The organism is Pseudomonas sp. P5_B2, assembly GCF_056400445.1.
Genome location: NZ_JBFULH010000119.1, coordinates 1 through 11,223, shown reverse-complemented (window position 1 = coordinate 11,223; position 11,223 = coordinate 1). Strand labels below are relative to the sequence as shown.

General features: G+C 59.5%; 13 protein-coding genes. 6 read left to right on the top strand and 7 right to left on the bottom strand.

Annotated elements, in window-relative coordinates; translation table 11 throughout:
• Positions 1–905, top strand: a 905-nt coding sequence (locus AC1DRJ_RS12435) for an alpha/beta fold hydrolase (RefSeq protein WP_477802409.1), incomplete at its 5' end; no start/stop codon positions are given.
• 111 nt (positions 906–1,016) lie between these two features.
• Here the strand turns inward: AC1DRJ_RS12435 and ppnN are convergent.
• Complete coding sequence (gene ppnN / locus AC1DRJ_RS12430; protein WP_477802408.1) at positions 1,017–2,390, bottom strand: nucleotide 5'-monophosphate nucleosidase PpnN; 1,374 nt, start codon at positions 2,388–2,390, stop codon at positions 1,017–1,019.
• A 217-nt stretch (positions 2,391–2,607) separates the two neighbouring features.
• Here ppnN and AC1DRJ_RS12425 point away from each other — a divergent pair, with 217 nt between their 5' ends.
• Positions 2,608–3,135, top strand: coding sequence for a DUF3087 domain-containing protein (locus AC1DRJ_RS12425; protein WP_477802410.1), 528 nt, complete (start codon positions 2,608–2,610; stop codon positions 3,133–3,135).
• A gap of 173 nt (positions 3,136–3,308) precedes the next feature.
• A complete protein-coding gene (locus tag AC1DRJ_RS12420; RefSeq protein WP_477802407.1) occupies positions 3,309–4,829 on the top strand; it encodes a sensor domain-containing diguanylate cyclase in 1,521 nt (506 codons plus the stop codon).
• A gap of 2 nt (positions 4,830–4,831) precedes the next feature.
• Here AC1DRJ_RS12420 and AC1DRJ_RS12415 read toward each other — a convergent pair whose 3' ends face one another.
• Together AC1DRJ_RS12415 and AC1DRJ_RS12410 are read right to left on the bottom strand one after the other, a co-directional pair.
• A complete protein-coding gene (locus tag AC1DRJ_RS12415) occupies positions 4,832–5,749 on the bottom strand; it encodes a LysR family transcriptional regulator (RefSeq protein WP_477802406.1) in 918 nt (305 codons plus the stop codon).
• 23 nt (positions 5,750–5,772) lie between these two features.
• Positions 5,773–6,147: a DUF2784 domain-containing protein gene (locus tag AC1DRJ_RS12410; protein WP_477802405.1), complete on the bottom strand. Its 375-nt coding sequence runs from the start codon at positions 6,145–6,147 to the stop codon at positions 5,773–5,775.
• 165 nt (positions 6,148–6,312) lie between these two features.
• Here AC1DRJ_RS12410 and AC1DRJ_RS12405 point away from each other — a divergent pair, with 165 nt between their 5' ends.
• The 3 genes from AC1DRJ_RS12405 to AC1DRJ_RS12395 are packed head-to-tail and all read left to right on the top strand — an operon-like array spanning position 6,313 to position 7,537.
• Positions 6,313–7,014: an AzlC family ABC transporter permease gene (locus tag AC1DRJ_RS12405; protein WP_477802404.1), complete on the top strand. Its 702-nt coding sequence runs from the start codon at positions 6,313–6,315 to the stop codon at positions 7,012–7,014.
• Positions 7,014–7,325, top strand: coding sequence for an AzlD domain-containing protein (locus AC1DRJ_RS12400; RefSeq protein ID WP_162830874.1), 312 nt, complete (start codon positions 7,014–7,016; stop codon positions 7,323–7,325). The genes AC1DRJ_RS12405 and AC1DRJ_RS12400 overlap by 1 nt, the downstream gene beginning before the upstream one ends.
• 59 nt (positions 7,326–7,384) lie before the next feature.
• Positions 7,385–7,537: a hypothetical protein gene (locus tag AC1DRJ_RS12395; protein ID WP_477802403.1), complete on the top strand. Its 153-nt coding sequence runs from the start codon at positions 7,385–7,387 to the stop codon at positions 7,535–7,537.
• Positions 7,538–7,719: 182 nt separating this feature from the next.
• Here the strand turns inward: AC1DRJ_RS12395 and AC1DRJ_RS12390 are convergent, their stop codons facing one another.
• The 4 genes from AC1DRJ_RS12390 to AC1DRJ_RS12375 are packed head-to-tail and all read right to left on the bottom strand — an operon-like array spanning position 7,720 to position 11,006.
• A complete protein-coding gene (locus AC1DRJ_RS12390) occupies positions 7,720–8,400 on the bottom strand; it encodes an SOS response-associated peptidase (protein WP_477802402.1) in 681 nt (226 codons plus the stop codon).
• A gap of 49 nt (positions 8,401–8,449) precedes the next feature.
• The gene (locus tag AC1DRJ_RS12385) at positions 8,450–9,163 is read right to left on the bottom strand and encodes an ABC transporter ATP-binding protein (protein WP_477802401.1); all 714 of its coding nucleotides are present in this window, start codon (positions 9,161–9,163) and stop codon (positions 8,450–8,452) included.
• Between the two features lie 3 nt (positions 9,164–9,166).
• Positions 9,167–10,009: an ABC transporter permease gene (locus tag AC1DRJ_RS12380; RefSeq protein WP_477802400.1), complete on the bottom strand. Its 843-nt coding sequence runs from the start codon at positions 10,007–10,009 to the stop codon at positions 9,167–9,169.
• A 10-nt stretch (positions 10,010–10,019) separates the two neighbouring features.
• Positions 10,020–11,006 (bottom strand): aliphatic sulfonate ABC transporter substrate-binding protein, encoded by a 987-nt coding sequence (locus tag AC1DRJ_RS12375; RefSeq protein WP_477802399.1) that lies wholly within the window; start codon positions 11,004–11,006, stop codon positions 10,020–10,022.
• Positions 11,007–11,223: the final 217 nt, after the last annotated feature.

Below are 11,223 nucleotides of genomic sequence, written 5' to 3'. Positions count from 1 at the left end.
CGTATACCCCGTTCGGTCCGCTGAAGCACGTCAAGGCCGGCTTGCTGAATGTGGCTTACGCCGAAGTCGGCCCGGCCGACGGTCCAGTGGTGATTCTTCTGCATGGCTGGCCTTACGACATTCACAGCTATAGCGAAGTGGCGCCGCTGTTGGCGGCCAAGGGTTATCGGGTATTGATCCCGTATGCACGGGGTTACGGCGACACGCATTTCCTGTCTGACAAGACCCCGCGCAACGGCCAGCCTGCGGCGTTGGCCAGTGACGTCATCGACTTCATGGATGCGCTGAAGATCAAACAGGCCGTGCTCGGCGGCTATGACTGGGGCGCACGTTCGGCGGACATCGTCTCGGCGCTCTGGCCGGAACGGGTCAAAGCGTTGGTGTCGGTAAGCGGCTACTTGATCGGCAATCAGGCCGCAGGGAAAAACCCGTTATCGCCCAAGGCCGAGTTGCAGTGGTGGTATCAGTTCTATTTTGCGACCGATCGCGGCCAGGCCGGCTACGAAAAAAACCGCCACGACTTCGCCAAGTTGATCTGGCAAACCGCGTCGCCGAAATGGGCTTTCGACGATGCAACCTATGATCGCAGCGCCGTCGCGCTGGACAACCCGGACCATGTCGCTATCACGGTCTTCAACTATCGCTGGCGGTTGGGTATGGTTCAGGGCGAGCCGCAATACGAAGCGCTTGAACAACAGTTGGCCAAGGCACCTTCGATCACGGTGCCAACCATCACAATGGAAGGCGACGCCAACGGCGCACCGCACCCGGCCGCCGAGGATTACGCCAAGCGCTTTACTGGCAAGTATGAGTACCGACTGATCAATGGCGGCATCGGCCACAACCTGCCGCAGGAAGATCCGCAGGCGTTTGCCAAGGCGATCATCGACGCCGATCACCTGTAGGAAGTTGGTACTTTGTGGTTGGGGGGCTGCTGTGGTGAGGGGGCAAGCCCCTTCGCCACAGGCAAGCCCCTCACCACAGACAACCCACCCACAGTGTTGCGATGTGGTTTGTTACGCCACAACCTGATAACACGGCACATACGCCGCGCCACCTGGCAATTTCATCCGGTGCTGGGCGACGAAGGCTTTGAGCAGTTCATCCAGCGGATGCATGATCGCTGCATCGCCACGGATCTGGTAAGGCCCGTGCTGTTCAATCAGGCGAATGCCCTTGTCCTTGACGTTGCCGGCGACAATGCCGGAGAACGCGCGACGCAGGTTGGCGGCCAGTTCGTGGGCCGGCAGGGCCTGGCTCAGTTTCAAGTTGGCCATGTTTTCGTGGGTTGGGTCGAACGGTCGCTGGAAGCCTTCGTCGATCTTCAGCAGCCAGTTGAAGTGAAACGCGTCATTGCGCTCGCGGCGGAACTGTTTGACCTCTTTGAGCCCCTGGGTCATCTGGCGTGCGACTTGCGCCGGGTCGTCGATGATGATCTCGTAATGTTTCTTCGCGGCGTCGCCCAGTGTGGCGCCGACGAATGCGTCCAGTTGTTGCAGATACGGGGCGGCATGTTTTGGCCCGGTGAGGATGACCGGGAAGGGCAGGTGCTCGTTGTCCGGGTGCATCAGGATGCCGAGCAGGTACAGGAACTCTTCCGCCGTGCCCGCGCCGCCCGGGAAAATGATGATGCCGTGGCCAACGCGAACGAACGCTTCCAGACGTTTTTCGATGTCCGGCAGGATCACCAGCTCATTGACGATCGGGTTCGGCGCTTCGGCAGCGATAATGCCCGGTTCGGTCAAACCCAGGTAGCGACCGCCGTGGATGCGTTGTTTGGCGTGGGCAATGGTCGCGCCTTTCATCGGGCCTTTCATCACGCCGGGGCCGCAACCGGTGCAGATGTCGAGGCTGCGCAGGCCCAGTTCATGGCCGACTTTCTTGGTGTATTTGTATTCTTCGGTGTTGATCGAGTGGCCACCCCAGCAGACCACGATCTTCGGCTCGACGCCGGGACGCAGGGTGCGGGCGTTGCGCAGCAGGTGGAACACGTAGTCGCTGATGCCTTGGGAGGTACTTAGGTCGATGCGTTGACTGTCGAGTTCGTTTTCGGTGTAGACGATGTCTCGCAGGGCGCTGAACAGCATCTCGCGTGTGCTGGCAATCATTTCGCCGTCGACGAAGGCGTCAGCCGGGGCATTCAGCAATTCCAGGCGTACGCCGCGATCTTGCTGGTGGATGCGGATTTCAAAATCCTTGTAGGCTTCGAGGATGGTCTTGGCGTTGTCGACATGGGCGCCGGTGTTGAGGATGGCCAGGGCGCATTGGCGGAAGATATCGTAGGTGCTGCCGGAACCGGCTTCGCTCAGTTGTTGGACTTCGCGTTGAGAAAGGGTTTCCAGGCTGCCTTTTGGGCTGACAGAGGCGTTGATTACTTGTCGTTGGGTCATTCAATGATCCTTAAAACGATGCCACTCACTGAGCCGCGCGAATAGCATCCGAATAGAGTGTATCCATGGATGAAGATGGCACGAACTGCGCTTTACCGCCAAGTCCCCCGTTTGATTATGAAAAGATGAAGAGGATCATCAGCATAGCTAAATCCCTCGCAGAGGCGATAATGCCTGGCCGTCTTTTTTGTCCGTGCCCCCAAGGAACCCTGTCGTGATGTTCGAAATCCAGCCGAAGAATGCCCAAACCTATCGACAGCAGACGCGTCGCAGTACGCTGATTATTGCCCTGATTTTCCTGGTGCTGGCAATGGGGCTGTCTACGACAGCGGTGGCGTTGTTTGGTGAGCCCGGCGGCGACAACCTGCGGTTTAACGTCGGCGGTGTATTTATCGCGGTGCTGCTGATGGTGGCGCTGATGCGCGGCAAGTTCTGGAACCAGCCGTGGATGGCGGCCGCAGTGTACGGCTGGCGGCTCAAGCGCAGTCTGATGAGCGTCACCAACATCATGCATCAGGTCACCGCAGGGGTGGAGGCGGGAGATCCGGTGGCGATGAAGCTGCTGCGTTTTTACCACCTGGGCTTGAACCAGATGCACGAACTGGACGCTAACTCCAGCGACCACAGTCAGTTGATCCGCGAGATGGATCAGCACAAGGCGCGGATGGATGCGCTGGGCGTCGACCCCGATCAGAACCGTCTGGATCCGGCCTGGCTTGAGGCAATGAAAAAGTCGTCGAAGTAACGACTTCAGGACAGCTTCACCCTACAAACCCGCCACGAGGCTCGCAAATCGCCTATCGTACTGCTAGTGCGGCATTCAAAGAGCGAACAGGAGCAGTCGCCCGTCAACGAACGTCATGGGGGCATTCGTCCATTAAAGATCCCATTGAAAGCGCCCGTACCACCGCGCCGAGGATGACCGGCCTGCGCGCGTCGAAGCTCAAGGTCCGCTACGCGGTGGCTCTGCTCGTGGCGGTGTGCCTGTCGATGACGGCGATTGTGATCTGGGAAGCCTGGAGTTCGCGCCAATACCACTTGCATGACAAAGAAGTGGCAATGTCCAACCTGGCGCAGACCCTCGCGTCACAAGCGCAGGCAACGATAAAACAGACCGACACGCTGCTGTTTACCTTGGTGGACCGCCTCGAAAATGACGGCGTCGGTGCGCAACAACTGCCCAGATTGCAACGTTTGCTCAGCGCTCAACGCAACCAGCTGAAGCAACTGCATGGCTTGTTCGTCTTTGACGAAGAGGGGCGCTGGGTTGCCAACTCCAATGGCGCCGAGGTGCCTGATGCGAACAATTCCGACCGTGAATATTTCATCTTTCATCGAGACCATCCTGACCGTGGTCCGTATATCGGTCGCTCGATTAAAAGTCGTTCGAGTGGCGAATGGGTCATGACCGTATCGCGCCGGATCAATCATCCGGATGGCCGATTTGCCGGTGTGGCGCTGGCAACCATCAATCTTAGTCATTTCCTTGAGCTTTACGACAGTATCGATATGGGCCGGAACGGGGCGATCAACCTGATTAACGATGACGCCAGCATTGTTGTTCGGCGGCCATTCAACGAGGCTGAAATCGGCAGCCCCGTTGTCAATGCATCGCTGTTTACCCAGCTTTTGTCCGAAGGCGATTCTGGTACTGCCACTGTCAGGTCCTTTGTCGACGATGTGGTGCGGGTGGTGGGGTTTCGGCGGGTCAGCGGGTATCCGCTGATCATATTCGCCGCGCTGGACAAGGAGGAAGTCCTGGCCGACTGGCGCAAAGAGACGGCGCTGCGCGCGGGTATCGTGTTATCGCTGCTGCTGTTTCTGGGCGGGCTCGGTTACCGCCTCATTCATGTCATGAAGCAGCAACATCACGTCCAGCGTCTGTTGCTCGACGGCCAGGAACAACTCATTGAGGTCAATCGCAGCCTCGAATTACTGGCCCTTGAGGATGCATTGACCGGTCTGTCCAACCGGCGTCAGTTCGATGTGTTTATCCTCGCGGAAATGGGCCGGGCACGGCGCACCCAGACCCAGCTCGCCTTGCTGATGATCGATGTCGATCACTTCAAGCGCTTCAATGATCGCTATGGTCATGTGGCCGGCGATGAGTGTCTGCGCCGGGTCAGCGCGATCATCAAGGACAACATCAAGCGCCCGGGTGATCTCGCGGCCCGTTATGGCGGTGAAGAGTTCGCGGTTGTGCTGCCTGGCACCGACTATGCGGGTGCTTTTCTGGTGGCGGAAAACATCCGTCACGCGGTCCTGCGGGCGGATATTGCGCACTGCGAAAGCCCTGAGGGCAGGGTGACGGTGAGTATCGGTGTTTGCGCCTATGACCTGGCTTTGCAGGACCAACCCGATGATCTGGTCAGCGCGGCGGACAAGGCGCTGTATGTGGCCAAGGCCAGCGGGCGCAACATGAGTGTCACTGCCAACTGAGTTCAGACAAATCGGTCGCTGCCCTGAACCAGCTGGGTGGACAGGTAGGACTGCTTGAGTTTTTCCAGCCACCAGCCCAGCGCTCGACCGTCATGATCGCCGCGCCAGCCGGCATACAGAATGTTCGGTTCGCGTGGGTCGGCCATCTGTTTTTCCACCAGAGTGCCGTTGTTCAGTAACGAGCCTACCCGGTGCCGGGGCAGCCAGCCGACGCCCAGGCCAGCGCATTGCGCCAGGACTTTTGCACGCATGGTCGGCACCGCGAGTACGGGTTGGCCGCCAGAGACGCCGTAGGTGCTGCCCTCAGTAACCCGCGATGAGTCGGCCACGACAATCGCCCGGTGCTGCGCCACCATCGCCCGTGATATCGGCTCTTTGGCCTTGGCCAACGGGTGTTTGGGCGACACCGCGAACACCCATTCCATTTGCCCCAACTGCATCCAGCGCAGGGTCGGAATCGCCGGAGGCTCGTTGGTGGCGCCGATGATCAAGTCCGCGCGGCCTTCACGCAGGGCTTCCCACACGCCTTTGAGTACCTCCTGGGTGATGCGCAGTGGTACGCCGGATTCCAGCGCGTCGAACTCGTGGATCACCGGAATCAAGGCTTCGAATTCGAGCAGTTCGTCGGTGACAATCCATAACCTGCTTTCCCAGCCGTTGGCCACCTGCTGCACCCGCTGTGTCAGCCGAGACACGTCCTGCATCAACCGCGCCGCCTCGTTCACCAGCAACTCGCCGGCCGGGGTGAGCTGCAAGCGGTAACGGCGGCGGTCGAAAAGCAACGCATCGAAGCGTTCCTCCAGTTGCCGCGCGGCGTAGGACACGGTCGACGGCGCTTTGCCCAAGTGAGCGGCAGCCCGGGACAGGCTGCCGGTCTCGCGGATCGCCTGGAGCAGCCTCAGGTCTTCAATCGACAGCATGGACTCAATCCTCGGCGCTTGTTTCAGGTGGCTCGGCGCAATTTCCACAGCCTGATCAGCCGAAGATAGACCAATACGTTGATTGCCAGCACCACGCTGCCCAGCGCCAATTGAATCTCGGGTGTCAGGCCGGCCGGGTAAATGACAGGCCATATGTAGTGTTCGATAAAGCCGCCACCATAACCGGTTTGCCCGGCCGCCTGGCGCATCAGGTTTTCCCACTCGGTCAGCGGGCAACTGAGGTGCAAGACCTCAACCGTCACGCCCCACGCGACCGCAGGCAGATGCGCCCAGATCAGCGCCGGCCATTTGAGCGCCAGCAACCCGCCGAACAGCACGAACAGTATGAACAACAGATGAAACAGCAGCAGCCCGTCGGCGGCGATTCGGTAAAGCATGTCGCCCCCCTGATCTGTTATGCGAATGACTCCATGCTACTCGCGCGTCGAAGGTGGCTCTATGGTTTCAGGTGTCCAGCAAAACGGCAAATTCGTTTTTGTTGGGCTCGATAATCCCCGCAACAGCTGGCACAGTCTCGGGTCTTTCACGGGTTGTAGGGTGTTATGTCGAACTTACTCATGCCGCGCAGTGCCTTTCTGCGTGGCGCCGCCGCGATCATGCCGCTGTCCCTGGCCACCGCGCCATGGGGTTTGCTGGCCGGGTCCATGGCCATTGAGGCCAACCTCACGCCACTGCAAGGGCAGGGCTTGTCGAGCATCGTGTTTGCCGGTGCCGCACAACTGGTCGCCATCGGCATGCTCAAGGGAGGTGCCGGGATCTTTTCGATTTTGCTGACCACCGTGTTGCTGACGTCCCAGCACTTGCTTTACGGCATGAGCATGCGTTCGGTGATTTCACCGTTGCCGGGGCGTTGGCGAGTAGGGTTGGGCTTTTTGCTCACCGACGAGCTGTTTGCCTTGACCAGTCAGCACGACAAACAGCAATTCAATCGCTGGTACGCGCTGGGTGTCGGGTTGACGTTTTACATCGCCTGGAACCTGTTCACCCTGGCGGGAATCATACTGGGTAGCAGCATTCCGGGGCTGGAACATCTGGGGCTGGACTTCTCCATTGCCGCCACCTTCATCGCCTTGATCACGCCGGTGGTGCGCAGTGTGCCCACCGTGGTGTGCGTCGCGGTGTCGCTGTTCTGTTCGGTGTTGTTCAGTTACTGGCAATGGGGCTCGGCGCTGGTGTTGTCCGGGTTGGCCGGTATGACCGCAGGCTTTATCTGCAACAAACTTTACCTGGGGCGCACGGCATGATGGTGTGGGCAGTAATCATCGGAATGGGCGTGCTGGTGTTTCTCAACCGCTACGTGTTTCTCGAACCCCGGCTGCCGGTGCGCCTGAGCAGCAATGCCCGGCAGTTCCTCGGTTTTGCCGTACCGGGCATGTTGACCGCGATCTGCGGGCCGATTGTGTTCATGCCCGACAAACAACTGAACTTGCAGTGGGACAACCCCTACCTGATCAGTTCGCTGGTGGCGGTGGGGCTGGTGCTTTACACCCGCAACACTTTGCTCAGCATGCTGTTGAGCATGGGGTTTTTCTTCTTGTTGCGCTGGTGGCTCTGAATCGTGCGCTGGAATTTGTTCTACGCTTAAAAAGTCCCTTCACAGGAAGAGAGGTGCGCATGGCCAAAGATCCCAAACGTCCGGATTTTGAAGATGAGGATGAACCCACGGAGGAAGAGATCAGGCGTCAGGAACGTTCGCGGCAAGACTGGAAACATGACGACAGCCGAGAGCTGTCTGACCGCGATGAAGAGCGTCCGTTGAAGCCCTGACCAACTCTCGTATGAGAAGAGCCCCGCTATCAAGCGGGGCTTTTCTTCGGGTGCTTCGGTGCCGGGGGGCAGAATCGGCAAGGCGCGCAAGGCGTTCCTTGGTAGCAGCTGGCGAAGCCTGCGTTCGGCCGCGCAGCGGTCGCAAAATCCTGCAAACGTTTGCCGGCCCTACCAGGTGTTCGTTAATCAAGCTTGTTTATCAATGCGCTACTCTGGTTCCTGACATTGCCAACGGCTTTGTCGACCCTGTACCACTCGAATATTTCGCTGTTTTCCCCCTGTAAAAGCACCATTTGTTCGGCGCGTTCTTTCGGGGTGGCCGGATCAAGCCATTCGCGCGCCAGTTCCGCTGACAACACCACCGGCCGCCGGTCATGAATATCGAGCATGCCGCCAGCGCTGTCTGCCGTGATGATGACGAAACCGTCGTCGCCGCGCGGCTCGTTGCCAAGACCGGGAAACTGGCCAATGGCTGCGCAGTAACTCGGTGCGCCATCCCGTCGCCGAATCAGCCAAGGCAGACGAGTCGAATCACCGGCATCGACCCATTCGAACCAGTTGTCGATCGGCACAATTGCGCGGTGTGGCCAAATCGCCCGGAAGAACGGGCCATGAGCGACCTTTTCAACCCGTGCATTGATTGGAGCCGCGCGATCTTTCGCCCAGTGCGGGCGCCAGCCCCAACGCACCGAATCGGCGTGCAAGCCGTCGGGCTCAAGGTGCAACAGCGCGAGTTGGGTGGTGGGCGCCGCGTTATAGCGGGCCAGAGGCTCATCCCCGCCGTGATTGATCATTGCGTCGGGAATGCTCAGCACGGCGACAAAGTCGTGAATGCCCCGGTACTGCGACAGTCGTCCACACATCGGCTGACCCTGCGGTTGAAAGCTGTGACGGGAATGTTCAGCTTAGCTTTCAGATCACATGGGCACGCTGCAGTTCGGTCAATGACAACGCTTTCAAACTCGCCAGCAGCGGATCGCGCCGATCCCGGGGATGGGGCAAATCCACGGTCAGTTCCTGGCGGATGCTGCTGGGCCGATTGTCCATGACCAGCACCCGGTCGCTGAGGTACAGCGCTTCGTCGACATCGTGGGTCACCAGCAGCAGGGCGATGGCGTGACGCTGGGCGAGTTGCAGCAACAGGTCCTGCAGCTTCATCCGTGTAAAGGCGTCCACCGCACTGAAGGGCTCGTCCAACAGTAATACCTGCGGTCGTGAATAAAGTCCTCGCGCTATCGCGACGCGCTGAGCCATGCCGCCCGACAGGGCTTTGGGCAGTGCCTGGGCGAAACCRCCAAGGCCGACCTCCTCAATGAGCTGCGCGACCCACGCTTTGTCGTAATGATTGTCAGCGCTGAAACCGATGTTTTGCTCGACCGTCAGCCAGGGCATCAATCGTGGCTCCTGAAACACGAAGGCCACTTCGCCCGCACTGTTGCGCAGTTCGCCCTGGAAGTCCTTTTCCAGCCCGGCGACGATACGCAGCAAGGTGCTTTTACCGCAGCCGCTGGGGCCGAGCAGGCTGACGGTTTCCCTTGGCTGCAATTGCAGGTGAATGTTTTTCAGGACGGTGGTGGCGGCAAAGGTTTTGCGCTCGACCCGAATGTCCAGCAGGTGTGCGGTCATGGCTCAGTCCTCGGCACTTTGGCCATTGAAGGTGTCGCGCCAGGCCAGGAAACGTTTCTCCAGACTGGCGAGCAGGCCGTCGCTGAGCTTGCCCAGCAGCGCCAACACGATGATGGCGGCCAGCACGATGTCCGGGCGTGAAGTCTCGCGACCGTCACTCAGCAGGTAGCCCAGGCCTTTGGTCGCGGCGATCAGTTCGGCGGCCACCAGAAACATCCACGCCAGGCTCATGCCGCTGCGCAACCCGGTGAACAGGCCGGGCAGGGCGGCGGGCAGGAGAATCCGCCGGACCAACCGACCCCGACTGAAGCCATACATTTGCCCGACTTCGACCAGTTTGCGATCAATGTCGCGGATGGCCGCGACGCCGTTGAGGTACACCGGAAAAAACGCGCCGATCGCGATCAAAACGATTTTCGAGGTCTCGTCGATGCCCAGCCACAGCAACAACAGCGGCACCCAGGCCAGGCTCGGGATCGAGCGCAACCCGGCGAACATCGGTTCCAGATACGCCTCGGCTTCACGGCTCAAACCTACCCACGCGGCGAACACCAGCGCCAGGCTGGCGCCGATGGCGAAACCGATTAACACCCGCAGCAGGCTGACGCTGATGTGTTTCCACAATGCACCGTCGGCCAGGTCCCTGAGGGTCAGTGCGACTTCGCTCGGCGCCGGCATTTGGTAGGAAGGCAACCACCCGATCCGCACGACGAACTCCAGCAGCAGAACGATCAACACCGGCAACACCAGGCCCTTGAGTCGCAGGCGCCAGGCGTTGTGCAGGGAAAACCTGGCGCGACGCGACGTGGGCAGTTCCAGTGGCAGGTTTTTGCTTTTGCTGGTCATGAGTCCCCCGTTATTGACGGGCCACGGTTTGTTTAACGCCGGTATCGATCAGTTGATCAATGACCTGATCGACATTCACCCCACGGCGAACCAGTTCCTCGGACACAAGAATCGGGGCCGCTGCTTTCGAGGCGATCACATCCTTGGCGGTCAATTGCGGGCTGCTCAGGTCAGTACGCGACAGTTGCAGCGTGGCCACTTCCAGCGGCAGGCCGGATTCGCTGGCGAGCAACTTCGCCAATTCCTCAGGGTTTTTTATCGCCCATTCACGGGCCTGTTCATACGCGTTCAACACGGTTTCGATGGTTTGTGGGTGCTCTTTGGCGTAAGTCTCAGTGACGCTGACCACGCCATAACTGTTGAACTGRGTGTTGCGATACAGCAGGCGCGAACCGGCCTGAACCTGACTGGCTGCCATGTGCGGATCCAGCCCGGCCCACGCGTCGACGTCACCTTTTTCCAAGGCGATGCGACCGTCCGGGTGCTGTAAATGCACCAGCTCGACATCGTCTTTGCTCAAGCCGGCCTGTTGCAGGCTGCGCAAGGTGAACAGATACGGATCAGTGCCTTTGGTGGCGGCGATTTTCTTGCCTTTGAGGTCCGCCACGGTTTTGTATGGCGAGTCCTTGCGCACCAGCAACGCTGTCCATTCGGCGCGGCTGTACACGTAAACCGACTTGATCGGGCTGCCGTTGGCGCGACTGAGCACGGCGGCCAGGCTGGCGGACGAAGCGAAATCGACGCCGCCGCTATTGAGGTATTCCAGTGAACGGTTGCTGCCTTGGCTCAGGACCCAGCTGACCTTGGTTTGTGGCAGGGCCTTCTCAAGGAAACCAAAGTGCTTGAGCACCAGGCTCACCGGTGAGTAATAGGCGTAATCCAGATGCACCTCGGCGGGTGGCGTTTCAGCTGCCTGGGCCAGCGGTTGCAGGCTCAGGGCCAGTGCGCACACACTCAGCAGGTACTTGACGCTGGAAAAACGGAAGGTGGATTTCATKGGGGGGCTCCGGGCAAGGCGACGAGTTTTTATATCCAGAAAATTATTTTGTCTGAGTGCTTCCTGCGTAAATGGAATATTGCAGGCTCTGTGCCATGTCCGGATTTACCGGTTTATCGGGCCATTTTTAGTGATAAGAGTCGTGAGCGGTGTACCGGGGCAGGCAGCGTGTTGAATGGGTGTTGCTGGGGCAACACCACGGGATTCAGGTCATTAG